Annotated in this window: 25 protein-coding genes; 8 read left to right on the top strand and 17 right to left on the bottom strand. The window is 75.1% G+C overall.

All coding sequences use genetic code 11. The features are described 5' to 3' along the window. Nucleotides 1–2 precede the first annotated feature (2 nt). Genes ACW0Q9_RS17110 through ACW0Q9_RS17100 form a run of 3 tightly spaced genes read left to right on the top strand, consistent with a single transcriptional unit; the run spans nucleotide 3 to nucleotide 3,366 of the window. Entirely contained in the window at nucleotides 3–542 is a 540-nt protein-coding gene (locus ACW0Q9_RS17110) for a GTP-binding protein (RefSeq protein ID WP_456182422.1), read from the top strand. 43 nt (nucleotides 543–585) lie between these two features. Continuing rightward, entirely contained in the window at nucleotides 586–1,089 is a 504-nt protein-coding gene (locus tag ACW0Q9_RS17105; RefSeq protein WP_456182420.1) for a hypothetical protein, read from the top strand. A 54-nt stretch (nucleotides 1,090–1,143) separates the two neighbouring features. Further along, nucleotides 1,144–3,366, top strand: a complete 2,223-nt coding sequence (locus ACW0Q9_RS17100; RefSeq protein ID WP_456182418.1) for an AAA family ATPase — start codon at nucleotides 1,144–1,146, stop codon at nucleotides 3,364–3,366. 11 nt (nucleotides 3,367–3,377) lie between these two features. On the opposite strand, the gene ACW0Q9_RS17095 is transcribed toward ACW0Q9_RS17100, so the two are convergent. The 16 genes from ACW0Q9_RS17095 to ACW0Q9_RS17020 form a co-directional block, all read right to left on the bottom strand. Beyond that, complete coding sequence (locus ACW0Q9_RS17095; RefSeq protein ID WP_387108596.1) at nucleotides 3,378–3,731, bottom strand: gas vesicle protein K; 354 nt, start codon at nucleotides 3,729–3,731, stop codon at nucleotides 3,378–3,380. Beyond that, the gene (locus tag ACW0Q9_RS17090) at nucleotides 3,728–3,949 is read right to left on the bottom strand and encodes a gas vesicle protein (RefSeq protein ID WP_456182416.1); all 222 of its coding nucleotides are present in this window, start codon (nucleotides 3,947–3,949) and stop codon (nucleotides 3,728–3,730) included. Before ACW0Q9_RS17090 ends, ACW0Q9_RS17095 begins: the two co-directional genes overlap by 4 nt. Further along, entirely contained in the window at nucleotides 3,940–4,740 is an 801-nt protein-coding gene (locus tag ACW0Q9_RS17085) for a GvpL/GvpF family gas vesicle protein (protein ID WP_456182414.1), read from the bottom strand. The genes ACW0Q9_RS17090 and ACW0Q9_RS17085 overlap by 10 nt, the downstream gene beginning before the upstream one ends. Continuing rightward, nucleotides 4,724–5,101, bottom strand: a complete 378-nt coding sequence (locus tag ACW0Q9_RS17080) for a gas vesicle protein (RefSeq protein WP_091317341.1) — start codon at nucleotides 5,099–5,101, stop codon at nucleotides 4,724–4,726. Before ACW0Q9_RS17080 ends, ACW0Q9_RS17085 begins: the two co-directional genes overlap by 17 nt. 1 nt (nucleotide 5,102) lies before the next feature. Next, nucleotides 5,103–5,450 carry a gas vesicle protein GvpO gene (locus ACW0Q9_RS17075; protein WP_456182412.1) on the bottom strand — a complete coding sequence of 116 codons (348 nt, stop codon included), beginning with the start codon at nucleotides 5,448–5,450 and terminating at the stop codon, nucleotides 5,103–5,105. Continuing rightward, nucleotides 5,447–5,788: a gas vesicle protein GvpG gene (locus ACW0Q9_RS17070; RefSeq protein ID WP_456182410.1), complete on the bottom strand. Its 342-nt coding sequence runs from the start codon at nucleotides 5,786–5,788 to the stop codon at nucleotides 5,447–5,449. Before ACW0Q9_RS17070 ends, ACW0Q9_RS17075 begins: the two co-directional genes overlap by 4 nt. A gap of 3 nt (nucleotides 5,789–5,791) precedes the next feature. After that, nucleotides 5,792–6,547, bottom strand: a complete 756-nt coding sequence (locus ACW0Q9_RS17065; RefSeq protein WP_456182408.1) for a GvpL/GvpF family gas vesicle protein — start codon at nucleotides 6,545–6,547, stop codon at nucleotides 5,792–5,794. Nucleotide 6,548: 1 nt separating this feature from the next. Further along, complete coding sequence (gvpJ, locus tag ACW0Q9_RS17060) at nucleotides 6,549–6,971, bottom strand: gas vesicle protein GvpJ (RefSeq protein WP_456182406.1); 423 nt, start codon at nucleotides 6,969–6,971, stop codon at nucleotides 6,549–6,551. Between the two features lie 2 nt (nucleotides 6,972–6,973). Then, a complete protein-coding gene (locus ACW0Q9_RS17055; protein WP_456182404.1) occupies nucleotides 6,974–8,218 on the bottom strand; it encodes an SRPBCC family protein in 1,245 nt (414 codons plus the stop codon). A gap of 2 nt (nucleotides 8,219–8,220) precedes the next feature. Further along, entirely contained in the window at nucleotides 8,221–8,685 is a 465-nt protein-coding gene (locus tag ACW0Q9_RS17050; protein ID WP_456182402.1) for a hypothetical protein, read from the bottom strand. 291 nt (nucleotides 8,686–8,976) lie between these two features. Further along, nucleotides 8,977–9,486, bottom strand: a complete 510-nt coding sequence (locus ACW0Q9_RS17045) for a GNAT family N-acetyltransferase (protein ID WP_456182400.1) — start codon at nucleotides 9,484–9,486, stop codon at nucleotides 8,977–8,979. A 151-nt stretch (nucleotides 9,487–9,637) separates the two neighbouring features. Continuing rightward, nucleotides 9,638–10,540 carry a hypothetical protein gene (locus ACW0Q9_RS17040; protein WP_456182398.1) on the bottom strand — a complete coding sequence of 301 codons (903 nt, stop codon included), beginning with the start codon at nucleotides 10,538–10,540 and terminating at the stop codon, nucleotides 9,638–9,640. Nucleotides 10,541–10,628: 88 nt separating this feature from the next. Next, nucleotides 10,629–11,045, bottom strand: coding sequence for a DUF3263 domain-containing protein (locus ACW0Q9_RS17035; protein ID WP_456182396.1), 417 nt, complete (start codon nucleotides 11,043–11,045; stop codon nucleotides 10,629–10,631). 101 nt (nucleotides 11,046–11,146) lie between these two features. Beyond that, on the bottom strand, nucleotides 11,147–12,163 hold the full coding sequence (locus ACW0Q9_RS17030) for an ABC transporter permease subunit (protein ID WP_456182394.1): 1,017 nt from the start codon (nucleotides 12,161–12,163) through the stop codon (nucleotides 11,147–11,149). Beyond that, on the bottom strand, nucleotides 12,160–13,080 hold the full coding sequence (locus tag ACW0Q9_RS17025; protein WP_456182425.1) for an ATP-binding cassette domain-containing protein: 921 nt from the start codon (nucleotides 13,078–13,080) through the stop codon (nucleotides 12,160–12,162). Before ACW0Q9_RS17025 ends, ACW0Q9_RS17030 begins: the two co-directional genes overlap by 4 nt. Before the next feature lie 205 nt (nucleotides 13,081–13,285). After that, nucleotides 13,286–14,071 (bottom strand): DeoR/GlpR family DNA-binding transcription regulator, encoded by a 786-nt coding sequence (locus ACW0Q9_RS17020; RefSeq protein WP_091267291.1) that lies wholly within the window; start codon nucleotides 14,069–14,071, stop codon nucleotides 13,286–13,288. A 200-nt stretch (nucleotides 14,072–14,271) separates the two neighbouring features. Between ACW0Q9_RS17020 and ACW0Q9_RS17015 the strand changes: the two genes are divergently transcribed. Genes ACW0Q9_RS17015 through nagA form a run of 3 tightly spaced genes read left to right on the top strand, consistent with a single transcriptional unit; the run spans nucleotide 14,272 to nucleotide 17,236 of the window. After that, nucleotides 14,272–15,201 carry an SIS domain-containing protein gene (locus ACW0Q9_RS17015; protein ID WP_456182392.1) on the top strand — a complete coding sequence of 310 codons (930 nt, stop codon included), beginning with the start codon at nucleotides 14,272–14,274 and terminating at the stop codon, nucleotides 15,199–15,201. After that, complete coding sequence (locus ACW0Q9_RS17010; protein WP_456182390.1) at nucleotides 15,198–16,130, top strand: ROK family protein; 933 nt, start codon at nucleotides 15,198–15,200, stop codon at nucleotides 16,128–16,130. The genes ACW0Q9_RS17015 and ACW0Q9_RS17010 overlap by 4 nt, the downstream gene beginning before the upstream one ends. Then, nucleotides 16,127–17,236, top strand: a complete 1,110-nt coding sequence (nagA, locus tag ACW0Q9_RS17005) for an N-acetylglucosamine-6-phosphate deacetylase (RefSeq protein WP_456182388.1) — start codon at nucleotides 16,127–16,129, stop codon at nucleotides 17,234–17,236. The genes ACW0Q9_RS17010 and nagA overlap by 4 nt, the downstream gene beginning before the upstream one ends. Nucleotides 17,237–17,251: 15 nt before the next feature. On the opposite strand, the gene ACW0Q9_RS17000 is transcribed toward nagA, so the two are convergent. Continuing rightward, nucleotides 17,252–18,463, bottom strand: a complete 1,212-nt coding sequence (locus ACW0Q9_RS17000; RefSeq protein WP_456182386.1) for a DUF4032 domain-containing protein — start codon at nucleotides 18,461–18,463, stop codon at nucleotides 17,252–17,254. Nucleotides 18,464–18,574: 111 nt separating this feature from the next. Between ACW0Q9_RS17000 and ACW0Q9_RS16995 the strand changes: the two genes are divergently transcribed. Then, nucleotides 18,575–19,342, top strand: coding sequence for a phosphatase PAP2 family protein (locus ACW0Q9_RS16995; RefSeq protein ID WP_456182384.1), 768 nt, complete (start codon nucleotides 18,575–18,577; stop codon nucleotides 19,340–19,342). 9 nt (nucleotides 19,343–19,351) lie between these two features. Further along, complete coding sequence (locus tag ACW0Q9_RS16990) at nucleotides 19,352–20,593, top strand: APC family permease (protein ID WP_456182382.1); 1,242 nt, start codon at nucleotides 19,352–19,354, stop codon at nucleotides 20,591–20,593. Nucleotides 20,594–20,723 lie beyond the last annotated feature (130 nt).

Genomic DNA, 20,723 nt, shown 5'->3' with positions numbered 1-20,723 from the left:
AGATCCTCATCGCGGGTGGCTTCGGGGTGGGCAAGACCACCACGGTGGGCGCGATCTCCGAGATCGCCCCGCTGACCACCGAGGCGCAGATGACCAGTGCTGGGATCGGCGTCGACGACCCGGGTGCGGGGTCGGAGAAGACCAGCACCACGGTGGCCATGGACTTCGGCTGCGTCACCATCGACCGCAGCCTCAAGCTCTACCTCTTCGGCACGCCCGGCCAGGCCCGCTTCGGGTTCATGTGGGACGACCTGGCCCGGGGCGCGCTCGGCGCGCTGGTGGTGGTCGACAGCGGCCGGCTCGACGACTGCTACCCGGCGATCGACTTCTTCGAGCGGGCCGGGCTGCCGTTCGCGGTGGGGGTGAACGCCTTCGACGGCCGGCTGACCCTCGACCTGCCGTCGATCCGCTGGGCGCTGGCCATCGGCGAGCACGTGCCGCTGGTGCAGTTCGACGCCCGGGACCGGCTCTCCGTTCGGGACGCGCTGCTGGTCGTCCTGGACCGGGCGCTGGACCGGGCGACCCGGGAAAAGGGGTCCTGAACCGCCGTCGGTTCGACCCGTGGTCACGGAAGGGGTGGACGTGATGAGAGGTGATCTGGACGAGACCCTGGCCCGGCTGGCGCGGCGCGAGGAGGCGTTGCGCCGCCGGGCGCCGCTCCCCGGCGAGCAGGCCGGGGAGGCCGGGCCGGACGGGCCGGACGGGCCGGACGGGCCGGGCCACGTGCCGGTGGACGGCCGGGTGGGGCACGGCGCGTACCGGTTGCGGAGCGGCGACCGGCCGGAGCAGCGGGACCCGGTCGAGGAGGTGGCCGAGGCGGTCCGCCGGGTGGTGGCCGAGCACCCCGGACTGGCCGTCACCCTGCGCGTGGAGCGGGGCGGGCAGGCGTACCCGTTGCGGGTCTCCTGGTCCGGCCCCGAGGTGACGGTCGGCGCGGCGCCCGCACCGGCGCCACCGCCCGCCTGGCCCATGTCGGCGAAGACCGTGCCGGCCCCCGGGCAGGACGGGATGGCCACCGACCCGGCGGCCCGGCTGGCCGAGATGATCCGGCGCGACCCCTCCCTCCTGGATGACACCGGCCCGCTCTGACACCGCCGGCCGGCCCACCGGCACGACGTGGTGCCGGCGGCTACTGTCGGGCGCGTGGCGGAACCCGACCTGACCCTGACCGCGAGCCTGCGGCCGGCGGCGCTGGACGCCCGGCGCGGCGTCGTCCGCCTGCACCCCGAGGTGCTGACCGCGCTGGCGCTGCGCCCCGGCGACCCGGTGCGGCTGGCCGGCCGCCGGGTGACCGCCGGCATCGCCGCCCCGGCCGAGCCGACGGCGAGCACTGCCCTGCTCTACGCCGACGACCTGCTGCTCGGCAACCTGGGCCTGCGCGACGGCGGGCAGGTCACGGTGAGCCCCCTGCCCGCGGCCCCGGCCCGCCGGGTCACCCTGGCCGGCCCGGTCGGCGTCGTCGCCGCGGTGTCCCCGGAGATGCTCCGGCTCGCGCTGCTCGGCAAGGTGGTCACCGCCGGGGACGACGTCTCACTGCTGCCCCAGGACGTGCTCCCCGACGCCGCGCTGCGCGGCCTGGTCGAGGCCGCCCGGCGCAGCCTCGCCAGCACCGTCGGCTACGCCTGGACCAGCACCCTGCTCAGCGTGGTGGCGGCCGAGCCGGCGGCCGGCGCGCTGGTCACCATGGACACGGTGGTCGGCTGGGAGCACGGCGCGGCCACCCGCGGCTCCGGCCCGGCCGGCCAGGTGGCCCCGGCGGCACCGGCCGCACCCGCGCCGGCCGACGGCCTGCTCGGCCCCGAGGACGCCCCGGACGTGGACGAGCTGCCCGGGCTGCGGGCCCAGGCCGAGGAGCTGACCGAACTGCTCGACCTCGGCTTCCACCACGGGGAGGTCCTGGGCCGGCTCGGCACCACGGTCTCGCTCGGCGTGCTCATCGGCGGCCCGGCCGGCTCGGGCAAGTCGGCGCTGGTCCGCGCGGTCGCCGCCCGGGTCCGCGCCCGGGTCCGCCCGCTCTGGGCCCCGGAGCTGGCCGCGCTGGGCAACGACGCCGCGGCCCGCCGGCTGCGCGAGGCCGCCGCGGCGGTCCGCGCCAACGGTCCGGCCGTGCTGCTGGTCACCGACGTGGAGGCGATCGCCCCGGCCGACGAGCCCGGTCCGCTGGCCACCGTGTTCCGGCAGGTGGTCGCCGAGACGGTCCGGGCCGGCGCGGCGGTGGTCTGCACCACCGGGCGTCCCGAGGCGGTGGACCCGGCGCTGCGCGCCCCGGACCTGCTCTCGCTGCGGATCACCGTGCCGCTGCCCGACCCGGCGCTGCGCCGGGAACAGCTGACCGTGCTCACCCGGCAGGTGCCGCTGGCCGACGACGTCCGGCTGGACGAGGTGGCCGCCCGTACGCCGGGGTTCGTCGCCGCCGACCTGGCCGCGCTGGTCCGCGAGGCCGGGGTGCGGGCGGCGCTGCGGCAGAAGGCGGCGGAGACGCCGACCGTGGCGATGGCCGACCTCACCGCCGCGCTGGAGGTGGTCCGGCCGACCACCATGGCCGCGTCCACGCTGGAGCTGGCCTCGGTGACCCTGGACGACGTCGGCGGCCTGCACGAGGTCAAGCAGACGTTGACCGAGTCGGTGCTCTGGCCGCTGACCTACCCGGACACCTTCGCCCGGCTGGGCGTGACGCCGCCGCGCGGGGTGCTGCTCTACGGGCCGCCCGGCTGCGGCAAGACCTACCTGGTCACCGCCCTGGCCGGCTCGGGCCGGGCCAACGTGCTGTCGGTGAAGGGCGCGGAGCTGCTCTCCAAGTGGGTCGGGGAGAGCGAACGCGCCGTCCGCGAGCTGTTCCGCCGGGCCCGCGAGGCGGCCCCCACCCTCGTCTTCCTCGACGAGGTGGACGCCCTCGCCCCGGTCCGCGGCCAGGCCACCGACGGGGGCACCACCGACCGGGTGGTCGCCGCGCTGCTCACCGAGTTGGACGGGGTGGAGGCGCTGCGCAACGTGGTGGTGGTCGGCGCGACCAACCGGCCGGAGCTGGTCGACCCGGCGCTGCTCCGCCCCGGCCGGCTGGAACGCCTCGTGTACGTGCCGCCGCCGGACGGCCCGGCCCGGGGGGAGATCCTCCGGGCGGCGGCCCGGAGCGTCCCGCTCGCGCCCGACGTGGACCTGACCGCGCTCGGCGCGGAGCTGGACGGTTTCTCCGCGGCCGACTGCGCCGCCCTGATCCGCGAGGCGGCCCTCGCCGCCATGCGGGAGTCGCTGGCGGCCAGCACGGTCACCGCCGCACACGTCGAGGCGGCCCGCACCCGGGTCCGCCCCTCCCTCGACCCGGTCCAGCTGGCCCACCTGGAGGCGTACGCGGCCACCCGGCGATGAGCCGGGCGCGCTCAGTCGGTGGGCAGTAGCGGGCCCAGGGGGCCGAGGTCCAGGTTGAGGTCCTCGGGGGCGAGGCCGAAGTACTCGCGGAGCTGGGTCATCTGCTCCTCCAACGCCATCAGCGTCGTGCCGATCCGCTCGACCTGCTCGTCGGTCAGGTCGCCCAGGTCGACCCGGCGCAGCGCCTGCCGTTCCATCAGTTGCCGGAGCAGCTCGATCACGGTGAGCACCAGGCTGGCCAGCCCTCGCTCGACCGAGTCCTGGTCCACGGCGAGCCGGCGGTCCAGCGGCCGGACCCGGGGCGCCGTCCACCGCGGCTCGCCCAGCGCCGCCGCCAGCTCGGCCGCCTCGTCCCGGCCGGTCACGGCGCGGCCTCCGGCTCGGGCGGGGCGAGAGCGCCGACCGAGGCGATCAGCGCGCGCAGCGAGACGCGGACCAGGTCGACGTCCGCGATGGCCAGCGTGATGTCCCCGGTGATCACCACGCCGGTGGCGAGCACCCGGTCGAGCAGGTCGACCAGGGCCACCGGCCGGTAGGTCAGCGGGTCGTCGGCGCTGTTGGGCGCCAGGGTGGTCACGCCCATGCCGGCTCCGCCTCCGGTTCCGCCACGAAGGAGTACGGCGGCCAGGGGCCGGTCAGCTCCAGCCGCAGCTCGGGGTGGCCCTCCGCCAGCTCGCGGGCCAGCGCGGCGAAGCCGTCCCACCGCTCCGTGTCGACCAGGTAGGCCCCGTTGAGCACCATCGCGGTGGGCGCGCCGGAGAGCCGCCGGTCCTGCGGGGCGTGCCGGCGGGCGGCGACCGCGTACCCGGCGAGGGCGGCGTGCACGGCGGCGGCCCCGTCGGCGGCGACCCGCTGCCCCTCCTCGCGGGCGGTGAGCTGGGCCTTGCGCCGCCGCAGGTACGCCACGCCGGCCCCGCCCCCACCGGCCGGTTCCTCGACCCGGGGGGTCGCGCCGGGCACCACGTACCCCTTGACCCCCCACTCGGCGCGGCCGGCGAGCCGGGCCAGCGTGCCGGCCAGCTCGTCGCGCCGCTCGACCAGCACCCGGACCACCCGGTCGTCGTCGCGGTGGACGGTGGCGAGCCGGGCCGGCACCACCGCGCCGGCCCGGGACAGCGCGTCGACCACGGCGTGATGGGCCCGGGCGGTCCGCTCCAGCCAGGCCAGGTCCTCCAGGTTGCGGCGCAGGGCGGCCTCGCCGTACTCGCCCAGCGGGGCGTCGCTGACCACGGCGACCAGGCCGGCGGCGGCCACGGCCCGGACGGGCGTGCCGGCGATGCCGGGAAGCCCGGCCGGCGTGGCCGTCCCGGCGGTCACCCCGTGCAGCCACACGGCGGTCCCGGCGTCCGGGGTGGGGTCAGAGGTCGTGGTCATGCCAGCCCTCCCTCGCGTCCCGCTCGGCCCGGGCGGCCACCCGCGGCCGGCGGGAGGCCTCCACCTCCTCCGGGTCGCGCGGGCCCGGCTCGACCGGCGGGCGGGCCCGGGAGCTGAGCCACGGATCGTGCTCCCACCAGTCGATGCCGATCTGCCGGGCGGTGTCCACCGAGGCGATGACCAGCCGCAGCTTCAGCGTCAGCAGCTCGATGTCGAGCAGGCTGACGCGGATGTCGCCGGCGATCACGATGCCCCGGTCGAGGACCCGTTCCAGGATGTCGCCGAGGTTCGCCGGCTCGTGGCCGGCCGGCAGCACCTGACCGGAGTTCTGCACGACCGACGGCGCCCGCCCAATGGTCATCTCAGTCCCCCTTGCCGCGCTGGTAGCGGCGCGTCCGCCGGTAGCCGAGCAGGCTGCCGGTCATGTCCAGCTCGACCTCGTAGAGGCCGAGCAGGTCGGTCGACGCCGGGATCCGGTGGTCCTCGACCACCTCCACCCCGATCCGCCAGCCGTCGTCGGTGGGCTGGATCGAGGTGATGCCGAGCGGATCCCGGCCGGTCAGGGCGACGATCTGGCGCAACCCCTCCTGGGCGGCCTCGGCCGCGCTGACCGCCTCCTCGTCGCTCTCGTCGATGTACCGCTCCTCGGCCCGACCGCCCCGGTCGCGCCACCGCTCGCGGTCGCCGTCGCCACGGATCCGTGCTGTCATCGTCCTCCCCCTCGTCCGCGGCGCGGCTCACCGCGGCGGTCGCCGGCTGCCCGCCGGGCGGGCGCCCGCCGCCGCGGCGCGCCGTTGCGCCGCGGCGGCGTAGGGCCGGGGGCGGCCGGCGTGGTCAGCCGGTCCAGCACCTGCTGCTGCCCCCGATCCCGCTCCTCCGGCGTGATGTCCCCGGCCGCCGCCGCCCGGTCCAGCTCTTCCAGCTCGCGGCGGATGTTGACCGGGTTGTACTGCTGGGACTCCGCCTCCCGCGCCACCACCTTGACCAGCGCGGTGAGCCCCCGCACCGGCGCGTACGGCAGGGTCAGCAGCGTCCACAGGATGTCCACGCCCTACTCCACCAGCCGGTGCGCGCTGACGAAGTCGTACGGGGCGAGCGGACCGATCAGCCGCATCCGGATGATGTCCCGCCGCCGCTCGGCGAAGTCCTCCACCGCCTGGACGAACTCGTCCTCCTCGTCGTCCGCCACCAGGAAGGAGACGCGCACCGCGTCCAGCTCGTGGCTGGGCGGGAGTGCGGCGTCCGCCACCGCGTACCGGCTCACCGCGTCGATCAGGTCGCGATTCTCCGCCTCCCGGCGCAGCTCGACCGCCTGGCTGATCATCTCGCCGAGCCGGATCCGCTGCTCCCGGCTCTCCACCTCCGGCCGGCCGCGCACCTCGTCGGCGAGGGCCGCGGCGGCGTCGTTCTCCGCCAGGAACCCGGAGATGAACTCCTGCTCGTCGAAGCGCCCGTGCACGGTGTACTGGAGCCGGTCCTCGAGCTCGTCGAGGGCGGCGGCGAACCGGTCGTGGTGCGCGGCGAGCAGGTCCTCGATCGCGTCCGCGCCGGTCACCACCGTGCCGAACCGGACCGGCAGGACCGGTGCGACGACCGCCGTCCCGTCCAGCAGCCGCTCGTACGCGGTCAGGTCGGCCGGCCGGCCCAGCGGCTCCTCCAGCCCGACCTCGCTGACCAGCGCGGCCAGCTCGCCGTGCCGGATCGCGGTCACCTCGCCGGGTGGGGAGCCGACCCCTTCGGCCTCGGGGGTCGGCTCCACGTCGGACGGCACGATGCCGTACAGGAACAGTCCGTTCTGCTGGGCCATCTCAAAGCTCCCTGTCCCGCCGTCGACGCGGCCGCTCCCGCTCCCGCTCGGAGCCGCGGTCACGGATCGAGTCCGCCACGGCGCCGGTGATCTCCTGTGCGGCCTTGCCGAGCCCGGAGACCGCCTTGCCCTTGGTGGCCGCGCCGGCCGCGTCACCCACCAGGTCCGGCAGGCCCTTCTGGTCCTTCGGCACGATGCTCAGCCGGTCGACCGCCTCGGCGAACCGCAGGTACGTCTCGACACTGGCGATCACGATGCGCGCGTTGATCTCCAGGAGCTGGATGCCGACCACGGCGACCGAGACCTGGGCGTCGATCACCACGCCCTTGTCCAGCACGGTCTCGACGACGTCGGCGAGGGTGCCCCCACCGCCGCCGCTGGTGCGCTCCAGGGCGCTGCCCGGCTGCCCTGACGTGGTGGCCACGGTCATTCCTCACGCTCCTCCCGCCGGCGGCGGACCACCGGCCGTCGTGGTGTCTCGGGGGCCCGACGGACCGGGCGCGGGCGCTCGGGGCGCGCCTCCCGCTCCTCGCGGGGCTGGGGGCGGCGGGCCCGCTCGGGCGCCCGGCGGCGCGGCGGCTCCTCCTCCTCGGGCTCCTCGGCGTACTCGTCGTCGTCGAAGTCGTCGCCCTCGTCGTAGTCCGCGTACTCCTCCTCCTCGGGGGCGGGCCGGCGACGCGGCGGCGGCGGAGGCCGGCGGCGGCCGCGACCGGCGGGCCGGCGCTCCTCCTCCGGCTCCTCCTCGGGTTCCTCCTCCGGCTCCTCCTCGGGCTCCTCGACGCGGCCCCGCTGCGGCGCACGGGCCTCCTGCTCCTCGCGGGACCTCTGCTCCTCCCGGGCCTCCTGCTCCTCGCGGAGGGCGGTCTCGTGGTCCTTGACCACCTGAGAGTCCTTGATCTCGCCGCGCCAGCCCTCGACCGAGTCGGGGTCGAGCACGGTCTGGGTCATCACGTGGCGGACGAAGTGCTTCAGCTCCAGCCGGACCCGGCGGCCCTGGGCCCGCCACAGGTTGCCGGTGTGCTCGAAGAGGCCCTGCGGGTGGTACTCCAGCACGACCAGGATCTTCGTCAGCTCGGGGCCGACCTCGTGGAAGCTGACCGTGCCGTCGACGGAGCCCTTCTCACCCTTGGACCGCCAGTGGATGAGCCGGTCCGGGATCTGCCGGACGATTGTCGACTCCCAGGTCCGGTGCGACCAGAAGACCTGCGCCTTCCAGGTCATCTTCTCGTCCGACTCGCAGTCCGCCTGTTCGACCTTCTTCATGAAGCTCGGGAAGTCGCCGAACTGGGTCCACTGGTTGTACGCGACCCGGACCGGCACGCCGACCTCGATCGTCTCGACGATGTTGGTGACCTTGAGCTTCTTGCCGCCGCCCTTGCCGCCCTTGCCACCGCCGAACGCCGACATCAACTTCTCCTTACCGCCGGCCAGGCCGGCATGGAACATGGCCTTGACCGGGGAGTTGCCCTCGGCGAGCTTCTGCGCGCCGGTGGCCGCGGCGACCAGACCGGGGCCGCCGCCCTGCTTGGCGTACTCGCTGAGCCGTCCGGTGGCGCCGGTGATCCGCTCGGTGACCACGTGCATCGCCCGCTCACCGATGGCCGAGGCGAGGTTGCGCAGCTCGCCGCCGAGCTGGTCCCGGGCCCTGTCCGCGAGGTTGCTGGTGGCCATGGTCACCGCCCCCGCTGCCGTCGCGCGACGACCGGACGCCCGCCCCGGTCCGTCTCGTTCTCCGCCTCGGGCTGTTCGTCGAGCTCCTGCTCCTCGTCGGGGGCCGAGCGCTCGTCCGCCGGCTCCTCGTCCCGACCGGCGCCGGACTCGCCGCCGCCGGACTTCCGGCGCAGCGCGTCGGCGCTGCCGCGCAGCTTGCCGCTGATCGCGTCGATCCCGCTGCCCGCGGCGGCGGTCGCCGCGGCCTTGCCGGCGGTGGCCAGCGGGGCGCCCAGCTTGCCGAGGTTGCCGAGCTGGGGGTTCGCGCTCATGAGGTTGGCGCCGAGCTGCTTCAGGCCGCCAGGTCGCTGGCTGGCCCGCCCGGCCGCCACCGCGGCGGCCAGGGTCAGGGCGGTACGCATCTTCTTCCGGCGCCCGAGGAGGTAGCCGAAGCCCACCGCCAGCGCCACCCGTGCTCCGCTCTTCATCGTTTCTCCTTCGCTCCCCGGCGGAAGCGGACACCTCGTGCGTGGAGCAGGCCCGGGCAAGCAGCTACCGGGGATCAGCGGGAATGGGGCCTGCGACCGGCGTCCCGTATCAGCGGACCCGGCGGGCAGTACCCGTCCGCCCACCCGCAAAACATTTCCGTGAAATTGCCGATGGGCCTCTCACGGCAGAATTGGATAGGCGGTTCGGCACAGGCAGACAACGCCCAAAACGGTCACTATGACGCAGTCAAGCAGGGAAAAGTTGAAACTTGCCCGAAGGCAAGCAAAAACTCAATGAGTCGGCAGGGCGGAATCGAGACACATTTCCGCGCGCAGCTTTCCGTCCTTCTCGCGCAATTTCGCGCCGCATTTCCGGAGCACCGAGACGGCACCCTGGTTGTCCGGCGTGGTCTCGGCCACGACGGTGTGCATGCCGGCCGCCGCGGCCGCGTGGAGCAGCTCCCGCAGGGCCGCCGCGCCGAGCCCCTGGCCCCGCGCCGAACGGCCGAGCCACATCCCGGTCTCCACCGTTCCCGGCTCGTCGCAACGGGTCATCCGGACCATGCCGACCACCTCACCGGCGGCCACGATCGCGTACATCACCGTGCGGGTGGGGCCGTCCAGCCCTCCGAAGCTCGCCCGGTGGAACTCGCGGAAGGCCTCCCGGCGGGCCAGTGACCAGCCGGCCGGGGCCGGCACCGGGGGCATGACGTCCTCCGGCTCCGCCTCGGCAGCCGCTACGGAGAGCAACGGCTCCAGGTTGCTCTCGTCCACCGGCTCCAGTCGTACCGCACCCGCCACGAGCCGCAGTCTGCCGGTCGTACCGGTCCAAGTCCACCCCTTTGGGCCCGGACTGCCGGTCCGGCGGAGGGGGTCGGCCGGTCGTACCCCCGGGGTGTTCCGCCTCACGCTCCGTTGTCAGCCGACCGGTCCCTCTTGGCGGTGAGGGTGCTCACTCCGCCGAACCGAACTCGCAGAGCACCACCGAGGCGTCATCCGTGCGCTTGCGCCGGCGCAGCCGGTCGGGGTGGTCCCGCTCGGCCGCCCGGACCCGGTCGATCAGCCCCGCCGGGCCCTCTGCCGCCGCCACGTCGAGCAGGCCGGCCCAGTCGAAGAGGCCGAACTGGTCGACCGCGCAGGAGGCGCCGTCGCTGAGCAGCGCGGCCCGACGCAGAGCCCCCGGCCCGCGCAGCGGCAGCGTCCCGGTCACCGCGTGGTACGCCGCGTCCGGGTCGGTGGCGGCCGCCCAGTAGCCGTGCGTCCGGTTCATCCGGGTCCGCTGCACGGTCACCGCCCGGTGGAACCGGGTCGCCGGGTCGACGTCCCCGTCCGGCAGCGCGGCGGCGGTCCGGCGGAGGTCCGCCAGCGCCGCGTCCAGCCGGTCGTCGGAGACCACGTCGACCCGGTCCCCGGTGTCGAGCACCAGTGGGCTGTCGCAGAGCACCAGGTAGTCGACCTGGTCGCCGCCCTCCCGGAGGAGGCAGACCGTGGAGGACGGGGTGCCCGGGTGGTCGAGGTCGCACTCGTCGCCGTGGTCCGCCCGCACGGCCAGGATCGCCGCCGCCAGGCTGCTCATCAGCGTCGCCGCCGGGCGCGCCGCGACGGCCAGGCCGATCCGGGCGGCCAGGTGCCGGACGTACCAGGCCGGCCCGTGCACGCAGCCGGTGTCGAAGCCCTCCGGCACGGTCGCCCCGTCGAGGACGCCGACCAGCGGGCCGAACCGGAAGACCACGTCCTCGTTCTCCAGCCGCCCCGGTGCCGGATCGGAGGCGGAACGGACCCGCATCATCGGCGCCGTCCCGACCGGCCGGGCCAGCTGGCTGCCGATCGGGTACCGGCGATCTGGTGCCCCCATCCGTCTGCTCCCTCCGTCGCCGACCGCCGCCTACCCGGAGCGCCGGGGCCCATGCCGGGGCGGGCGGACTCGCGGGAGGTGCGACCGGTCAGCGCCGGCGGTTCCGGGCCCGGGACGAGCGCAGCCGGCGCAGCCGGCCGACCAGCACCGGCTCGGCGGCGAGCGCGGCCGGCTGGTCGAGCAGCGCGTTGAGCAGTTGGTAGTAGCGGGTCGCGGAAAGCCCGAAGGTGTCCCGGATGGCCTGTTCCTTGGCACCCGCGTGCTTCCACCACTGCTGCTCGAAGTCGAGGATCCGCCGCTCCCGCTCGGTCAGCCCGTCGGTCTCCGCGGGCGGATCCGCCGCCGGGACCGCCACCGCCGCGCCGTCGTCCCGCGGCGCGGCCTCGACCGCGGGCGCGGACCGGGGTGGCGGGACGGTGACGCCGACCTCCCGGCGCGCGGCGTCGGGGATCCCCGACGGCTCGGGCCGGTCGGTGACGGCCCGCTCCGTGGCGTCGGCGGGCATGGCGCTCCTCAACGGGACGGGCGACCGGCGCGACGGCGCCGGCCGGGGGACCCCAGCCTAACCAGGGTCCGCCCGGCCCGCATCGGACGCGAGGTGCGCGGTCAGGCGATGTCCCGCTTGCGCATCGACCAGAACGCGCCGATCAGTGCCACGGCGGCGCCCACCCCGATCACCAGCGCCGACTGCTGCCAGGTGACCACCAGCTTGGCCGGTTCACACGCGCCCTTGGCGAACTGGCAGGTGTCGTAGTCGAAGAGTTCCACCTGCTTCATGAACCACGACTGGGCGTAGGTGGAGAGGACGTAGCGGTCGCCGAACGGCACGGAGAGCACGGCGACCGCGATCCGGATGCCGATCTCGCTGATCGCGAAGACCGCCACGGCCGCGCCGAGCGCCATCGCGGTGTGCCGGCCCAGCGAGGCGAGCGCGAAGGCGACCGCGCCGACGACCAGGATGAGCCCGACCGCACGCAGGCCGTCGAGGCCGATCGAGCGCCACACCCCGGCGGTCACCTCGGCGGTGGTCCCCCGGTAGCGGCCGATGAGCCAGAAGGCGAGGGTCCAGAAGGCACCGAGCACCACGCTCACCCCGAGCACCGTGGTGAGCAGCGCGGCCAGCTTGGTGCCCAGCACGGCGAGCCGTTTCGGCCGCCAGAGCAGCAGGTTCATCATCCCGCCGGTGCTCCACTCGGCACCCACGTAGGAGGCGCCGACGATGAACGCGAAGAGCGCCACCGCCCCGGCGAAGACCGCGATGAACATGGGGAACTCGGCACGGAAGTCGAACTGGTAGGGCAGGTTCCACTTCGGGTCGAACATGTCCGGCTGCGGCTGCCAGTCCCGGCCGCAGTTCGGGCCGTACCGGTCCTCGGTGTTCTGGTCGCCGCGGGCCTTCGCGGCGTCGCAGTCGGCGACGTTCTTCTTCCAGTCCTCCAGCGCCCGCTGGTACTGGGCGTCGGACTCGGCCTGGGCGGCCGCGACCGTCTCCTTGGAGAGCTGGTGGCTGGAGAAGCTGAACGCGGTGGCCACCGTGGCCAGCCCGACCAGCAGCAGGACCAGCAGCAGCCGGGTGACCCGGCGCTTGCTGAGCCGGCGCAGTTCGGTGACGTACAGGCTCATGCGCCCCAACCTCCTCCGGTGGCGCGGCTCTCCGGCTCACCGACCTTCGTGGACTGGTCGACCTGCCGGTGCTGGCCGGGAACCGGCGCGGTGGCGGTCAGTTCGAGGAAGACGCTCTCCAGGTCGACCGCGACCGGGGTCAGCTCGCTGACGTAGAGGCCCTGCTCGGCGAGGACGCGGCTGACCGCGGCCGGCTTGTCGACGCCGGAGAGCATCAGGTGGTCCGGCTCGGCGGCGACCCGGATCCCGGCCCGGGTCAGCGTCTCGGCGGCCTGCGGCAGGTCGGTGACCGCCTCCAGGCGCACCCGCACGGCGCCCTGGGAGTGGGCGGCGAGCACCTCGTCGACCGGCCCGTACGCGACCCGCCGGCCCAGCGAGATGATGGTGACCGAGTCGCAGATGAGCTGGATCTCGCCGAGGATGTGGCTGGAGAGCACGACGGTCATCCCGGCGGCGGCGAGGTCCCGCATCAGCGAGCGCATCTCCCGGATGCCGCCCGGGTCGAGGCCGTTGGCGGGCTCGTCCAGGATCAGCAGCTTCGGGTTCTTGAGCAGCGCGGAGGCGACCGCGAGCCGCTGCTTCATGCCGAGCGAGTAGGTCTTCACCCGCTCCCCGGCCCGGTCGCGCAGCCCGACCAGCTCCAGCACCTCGTCGACCCGCTGCCGCGGCAGCTCACCGGCCTGGGCCAGCAGCCCGAGGGTGTCCCGGGCGGAGAAGTGCGGGAAGAACTGCGGGCTCTCCACGATGGCCCCGACCTGCCCGGCGACCGCGGGCAGCGCCTGCGGCAGCTCCTGGCCGAGGATGGCCATCCGGCCGCCGTTGGGCCGGATCAGCCCGAGCAGCGTCCGCAGGGTGGTGGTCTTGCCCGAGCCGTTCGGGCCGAGGAAGCCGTGCACCTGGCCGGCCTCGACCCGCATGTCGAAGCCGTCGAGCGCGTGGCGGACCCCGCGTTTCCGGCTCCGGTACGTCTTGCGGAGACCCTCGATCTCCAGGACAGCCGACAAGCTGACCTCCCCCGATGAGTAGGTGACGCGGACACCATACGCGGTATGCAGCCGGAGACAATACCCGGTATGCATCGGGGTTTTCCCGGATTCGGGTCAGGCGCGCCGGAGAGCCGCGTCAGGCGCAGACGACGTGCACGCCCGCGTCGCGGAACGCCTGCACCACGGCGGGGGACGCGCCGGAGTCGGTGACCAGCGTCTCCACCCGGTCCACCGGGCAGATCCGGGCGAAGGCGTGTCCGCCCAGCTTGGACGAGTCGGCGATGACCACGACCCGCTTGGCCCGGGCCACCATGAGGCTGTTCATGGCCGCCTCACCCTCGTGGTGGGCGGCGGCGCCGAGCTGCGGGTCGATGGCGTCCACGCCGAGCAGCGCGACGTCCAGCGTGACCTCGCGCAGCAGCGCCCCGCCCAGCGGGCCGACCAGCTCGAACGACTTGGGCCGGACCACGCCGCCGGCCACCACCACCTTCATCCGCGAGCGCACCAGCAGCTCGTTGGCGATGTTCAGGGCGTTGGTGACCACGGTGAGCTGGGCGCCCTCGGCGCTGGTGTTCAGGTCGGGGCGGACCGCGAGGGCCCGGGCCACCTCGGTGCTGGTGGTGCCGCCGTTCAGGCCCACGACGGTGCCCGGGGAGACCAGCGCGGCGGCGGCCGCGCCGATCCGCTGCTTCTCGGCCGAGTGCTTGGCCGTCTTGTAGCGCAGCGGCAGGTCGTAGGAGACGCCGTTGGCGACCGCGCCGCCCCGGGTCCTCGTGATCATCTGCTGCTGGGCGAGCTGATCGAAGTCACGCCGGATGGTGGCCTGGGAGACGTCCAGGCGCTCGGCCGCCTCCTCGACGCTGACCCGGCCGCTGTCGGTCAGCATCTCGAGCAGCGCGTTCCATCGGGCGTAGCGGTCCACCGCGGGGGCCTCCACTGACTCTGCACGAACGGTGATTGATTGCGTGCACAGTAGTGCGCGAAACTGGCGAGGCGCAAAACCCTGTCCTGCGCGATCTGGGAGCCGGTTGCCACGGCCACCCCGAATCGCGCAGAATGACGCGCGAAAGGCGGCCGTATCGCGCCGTATTGCGCAAGGTTCTCCCCTGGCGAGGAGTTGTCATGGCGTACGTGCACGCGGAGATCGCGAGCCAGCCCGACTGCTGGCGGGAGGCGGCACGGCTCGCCCCGACCGTCGCCGACCGCCTGCCGCGCCCCGGCGAGCGGGTCGCCGTCGTCGGGTGCGGCACGTCGTGGTTCATGGCGGCGGCGTACGCCGGGCTGCGCGAGCGCGCCGGCCAGGGCGAGACCGACGCCTTCCAGGCCAGCGAGTTCCCCACCGGCCGCCGCTACGACCGGCTCATCGCGATCACCCGCTCCGGCACCACCACCGAGGTGCTGGACCTGCTCACCGCGCTGCGCGGGCAGGTACCCACCACGGTCCTGGTCGGTGACCCGGCCTCGCCGGCCGTCGAGCTGGCCGACGCGGCGGTGACCCTGCCCTTCGCCGACGAGCGCTCGGTGGTGCAGACCCGCTTCGCCACCACCGCGCTCGCGCTGCTCCGCGCCCACCTCGGCGAGGACCTGGGCCGGCTGGCCGCCGACGCCGAGGTGGCCGTCCGGGCCCCGCTGCCGATCGACCCGGCCACCATCGAGCAGGTCACCTTCCTCGGCCGCGGCTGGACGGTCGGGCTGGCCCAGGAGGCCGCGCTGAAGTGCCGCGAGGCGGCCACCTTCTGGGCCGAGGCGTACCCGGCCATGGACTACCGGCACGGCCCCATCTCGATCGCCGCTCCCGGGCGGCTGGTCTGGGCGTTCGGCGGGATCCCGGAGGGGCTGCCGGAGGACGTGGCCGCCACCGGGGCCGCCTTCGTGCACAGCCGCACGCACGGCTGCCACACCGTGCTGACCAGCTGGGCCGCCGGGCGCAACCCGGTCGACCCGATGGCCGACCTGATCCTCGCCCAGCGCTTCGCCGTCGCGCTGGCCACCAGCCGCGGTCTCGACCCGGACGCGCCCCGGCACCTGACCCGGTCCGTGGTTCTCGCATGACGCCAGGCGGCGAGGTCGTCGTCGCGCTGGACGTGGGCGGCACCGGGATGAAGTGCGCCCTGGTCCGCCCGGACGGCGGCACCGTGCACGCCGAGCGGCACGCCACCGACGCGGCGCGCGGCCCGGAGGCGGTGGTCGGCACGATCCTCGACGTGGCCGAGGGGCTGGCCGGCAAGGCTCGCGCCGACGGCCTCACCCCGGTGGCCTGCGGCATCGCCGTGCCCGGGGTGGTCGACGAGGCCCGCGGGATCGCCGTCTGGTCGGCGAACGTGGGCTTCCGGGACGTACCCCTGCGGGAGCTGGCCCGGACGCGGCTCGGCCTGCCGACGGCGCTCGGCCACGACGTGCGGGTGGGCGGCCTGGCCGAGGCGCGGCTCGGCGCCGGGCGGGACGCCGGCCTCGTGCTCTTCGTCGCGATCGGCACCGGCATCGCCGCCGCCCACGTGGTCGACGGGTCGGCCGCCGTCGGCGCGCACGGCGCCGCCGGCGAGATCGGCCACATCCTGGTCCGCCCCGACGGCCCGCGCTGCGGCTGCGGCCGCCCCGGCTGCCTGGAGGCGATGGCCTCGGCCTCGGCGATCGGCCGCCGGTACGCCGAGCTGTCCGGCGCCCCGGCCACCGCCGCCGAGGTGGCCGACCGGGCGGCGGCCGGCGAGCCGCTGGCCGGCCAGGTCTGGCGGGAGGCGATCGACGCCCTCGCCGACGGCCTGGCCACCGGGCAGGCCCTCTACGACGTGGCGACCATCGTGATCGGCGGCGGGCTGGCCCAGGCCGGCCCCCGGCTGTTCGACCCGCTGCGGGCCGCGCTGCGCGAGCGCCTGACCTTCCACCGGGAGCCGCGCCTGGTCGCGGCGGCCCTCGGCGACGAGGCCGGCTGCCTCGGCGCCGCCCTGTTGGCCCTGGACACCCTGGCGAAGGAGAGCCGATGACCCTGCGCGTGACCGGCAAGGTGGTGACCCCGACCGGCGTGCTCCGGCAGGGTTGCGTCGAGATCGTCGGGGACCGGATCCGGGCCGTCGCGGAGTATCCGACGGTGCGCGACGGGCACTGGATCGTGCCCGGCTTCGTGGACATGCACACCCACGGCGGGGGCGGGCACACCTTCACCACCGGTGACGCGGAGTCGGCCCGGCAGGCGGCCGACTTCCACCTCGGGCACGGCACCACCACCCTGCTGGCCAGCCTGGTCAGCTCCCCGTTCGCGCTGATGCGCGAGGCCACCGCCGCCTACCGGCCGCTTGTCGAGTCCGGTGTGCTGGCCGGCATCCACTTCGAGGGTCCCTACCTCTCCGCGGACCGCTGCGGCGCGCAGAACCCGGAGTTCCTCCGCGACCCGTCGGGCGAGGAGTTGGCCGAGCTGATCGAGCTGGGCGGCGGCGCGGTCCGGATGGTCACCCTGGCCCCGGAGCGGGACGGCGCGCTGGAGGCGATCAAGCTGCTGGTCTCCCAGCGCGTGGTGGCGGCCGTGGGGCACACCGACGCCACCTGGGAGCAGACCCGGGCCGCCGTGGCGGCCGGCGCGAGCGTCGGCACCCACCTGTTCAACGGGATGCGCCCGGTGCACCACCGCGAGCCCGGGCCGGTGGTGGCTCTCCTGGACGCCCCGAACGTGGTCTGCGAACTGGTCGCCGACGGGGTGCACCTGCACGACGGCATGCTCGGCTTCGCCACCTCGGTGGCCGGCCCGGATCGCGCCGCCCTGATCACCGACGCGATGGCCGCCGCCGGCATGCCCGACGGCGAGTACGAGCTGGGCGGCCAGGCCGTCACGGTGGCCGACGGGGTGGCCCGGCTCAGCCGGGACGGCGCGATCGCCGGCAGCACGCTCACCATGGACGCCGCGCTGCGGCACGCCGTCGCCGCGGGGATCGCCCTGCCGGACGCCTGCCGGATGGTCGCCACCACCCCGGCCCGGGCCATCGGCCTGGGCGACCGGGTCGGCGCGCTCCAGACCGGCCTGCGGGCCGACCTGGTGGTGCTGGACGACAACCTCGACGTGGTCCGGGTGATGCGCGCCGGCGCCTGGGTGGAGTGACGCCGCAGGCCCCGTTCAGCCGGCGGTGGGCACCTCGACGCCCAGCACGGCCTGCTCGTCCGGGCGGTGCACCAGCACGTCGGCCAGGTAGGACTGCACCGCCTGGCGCATCCCGACGTCCCGGCCGGCCCGCTCGGACAGCAGCCACTTGTGCTCGTTGATCTGGGCGAACAGCTCCTGCGGCTCCAGCTTGCGGCGCAGATGTGCGGGCACCGCCCGGACCACCGGCTCGAACACCTCGGTCAGCCAGCGGTGCGCGGCCTGCTGCTCGTCGGTCAGGTCGCTCTCCACCCGGTACGCGTCCAGGTCGTTGAGGAGCTTGCGGGCCTGGTTCTCCTCGGCGTCCAGGCCGGTGAGCCGGAGCAGCCGCCGGGTGTGGTAGCCGGCGTCGACCACCTTCGGCCGCACCAGGTACCGCCCGTTGTCGGCGGTCGACATGGCCACCTCGGCGACGTCGAAGCCCAGTTCGTTGAGGCGGCGGATGCGGCCCTCGATGTCGTGCCGGGCCTCCCGCTCGATCTGCTGCTCGTAGGTGATCTCGTGCCAGAGCCGCTCGTAGCGCTGCACGACCTGCTCGCAGACCTCCTCGGGGTCGATCGACTCGTGCAGCAGGCCGGCGGCCTGGAGGTCCAGCGCCTCACCGAAGATGTTGACCCGGGCGATCTCCAGGTCCTCGCCGCGCTGGCCGTTGGAGAGCGAGGGGCGCAGCGCGCCGGTCTCGGCGTCGACCAGGTAGGCGGCGAAGGCGCCCGCGTCCCGCCGGAACAGCGTGTTGGACAGCGAGCAGTCGCCCCAGAAGAAGCCGGTCAGGTGCATCCGGACCAGCAGCACCGCAAGCGCGTCGAGCAGGCGGTTCATGGTCTCCGGGCGCAGCGTCCGGGAGAACAGCGCGCGGTAGGGCAGCGAGAACTGGAGGTGCCGGGTGATCAGCACCGGGTCGAGCGGCTCGCCCTCGTCGGTCTGCCGGTCGGCCACGATCGCGATCGCCTCGACCGACGGGAAGTCGATCCGCTCCAGCGCCCGGAGCAGGTCGTACTCCCGCTCGGCGACCCGCTCGCCGGTCTCCTTGACCGCGTAGACGTAGTCACCGAGCCGGACGAAGCGCACGATGTGCCGCGAGATGCCCTGGGGCAGCGCCACCAGGTGTTCGGCAGGCCACTCCTCCAGCGGGGTCGACCAGGGAAGGTCGAGCAGCGCCGGGTCCACGAGGGCCGAGGTGATCCGCACGGGGACCAGTGTGACCGCTGACCCCCGGGGAGCGCTTCCCTTCGTGGTTGGGCCCACAGCCACCGCCGCCCGCGCGGGTCCGGCGCCGCGGGCGGCCGGTAGCGTGGTCGCGTGCGGGAGACCACAGGGGTACGCGAGAAGCGGCGACTCCGGCCCGTCCGGCCGGCCGGCTGGTGGTTCGACGGGCTGCTGCTCGCCGCCCTGGTGGCACTGACCGTGGCGCTGGCCGAGGGGCACCTCTTCGGGCTCGACCGGGCCGTCGCCGACTGGTCGGCGGAGCACCGGCCGACCGCCGCCCGGTGGGCCGCGATGGCACTCAACCTGCTCGGCCAGGGCACCCCGCTGACCCTGCTCGCGGCCGGGCTCGGCGTGCTGCTGGCGGTGCGGCTCCGCTCGGTCCGGCCGGTGCTGCCGCCGGTGACCGCGTTCGTGCTCACCTACCTGACCATCGGGCCGTTGAAGGTGTGGACGGCGCGGCCCGCGCCGAGCGCCAGCGTGAAGGAGCCGTTCTTGGCGCCCGAGCAGACCCTGCCGATGTTCCAGCACGACCTGCCGGTGCGCTTCGCCCAGTCGTACCCGTCGGGGCACGTGGCCAACGCGATCGTCTGGTACGGCGTGCTCGCCCTGCTGCTGGCCCCGCTGCTGCGCACCTTCGGCCGGACCGTGCCGCCCCGGCTGGTCACCGTGGTGCGGGTGGTGCCGCCGCTGGTGGTCTTCACCACCACCTGCTACCTGGGCTGGCACTGGCTGACCGACTCGGTCGCCGGGCTGCTGCTCGGCCTGCTGCTGGACCGGCTCCTGCACCGGGTGCCCTGGGACGACCTGCCGTTGCCCGGCCCGCTGCGCAACCGGGACCGGCCGTTCACCTCCGCCGCGTAGCCTGCGCCGGTGGCAGAACTGGAGCGCCGGCTGGGCGTACCCGACGCGGTGGTCATCGGGCTGGGGTCCATGCTCGGCGCGGGCGTCTTCGTGGTCTTCGCCCCCGCCGCGGCGGCGGCCGGCGGCGCCGGCCTGCTGGTGGCGCTGGCCCTCGCCGGCTTCATCGCCTTCTGCAACGCGACCAGCTCGGCCCGGCTCGCGGCCCGCTACCCGGAGTCCGGCGGCACCTACGTCTACGGCCGGGAGCGGCTGCACCCGTTCGCCGGCTTCCTCGCCGGCTGGGGGTTCGTGATCGGCAAGACGGCGAGCTGTGCCGCCATGGCGCTGACCATCGGGGCGTACCTCTGGCCGGGCCGGGCGCGGCTCGTCGCGGTCCTCGCGGTGGTGGCGGTGACCGCCGTGAACCTGCGCGGGGTCGGGAAGACCGCGGCCGCCACCCGGGTGCTGGTCGGCGTGGTGCTCACCGTGCTGGCCGTGGTGGCGGTGACCGGCGCGCCGGACGTCGCGCCCGACCGGCTGGCCGGCTTCGCCGACACCGGGGTCCGGGGCGTGCTGACCGCCGCCGGCCTGCTCTTCTTCGCCTTCGCCGGGTACGCCCGGATCGCCACCCTCGGCGAGGAGGTCCGCGACCCCGAGCGCACCATCCCGCGCGCTGTCCCGCTGGCGCTCGGCGCGGTGCTGGCGATCTACCTGGTGCTGGCCGTGGTCGCCGTCGGCGTGCTGGGTGAGCAGCGGCTGGCCGCCTCGGCCGCGCCGCTGGCCGAGGTGGTGACCGCGGCCGGGCTGCCCGGCCTGGCCTGGCTGGTCCGGGCCGGGGCGACCGTGGCGGTGACCGGGGTGCTGCTCTCCCTGCTGGCCGGGGTCGGCCGGACCACACTGGCGATGGCCCGCCGCCGGGACCTGCCGGGCGCGCTGGCCGCCGTGCACCCGCGCTACCGGGTGCCGCACCGCGCGGAGCTGGCCGTGGCCGCCGCGGTGATCGTCGTGGTGTCCCTGGCCGACGTCCGCGGCGCGATCGGCTTCTCCAGCTGCACGGTGCTGGTCTACTACGCGATCGCCAACGCCTCGGCGCTCACCCTGGGCCGGGATCCGGCCCGGAAGCTGCCGGTGCAGGTGCTCGCCGCGCTGGGGCTGGTCGGCTGCCTGCTACTCGCGGTCAACCTGCCGGTCGCGAGCGTGCTCGCCGGCTTCGGCGTGCTGGCCCTCGGCGCCGCCTGGTACGCCCTCCGCCACACCACCCGCGCGGCCTGACCCCGGTCACTCATCCGGCTGGCGGGGGACCGGGGCGCCGGCAGGGGCGGGGGGCGGGACCGGCGTGGTCTCCCGGGGCAGGGCGGTCAGCCCGGCCCGCCCGGCCACCACGGGCAGCCGGTCCCCCGCG

The organism is Micromonospora sp. I033, assembly GCF_053890995.1.
The sequence above is the reverse complement of the archived record's forward strand: the minus strand, read 5'-3'. Positions and strand labels throughout refer to the sequence as shown.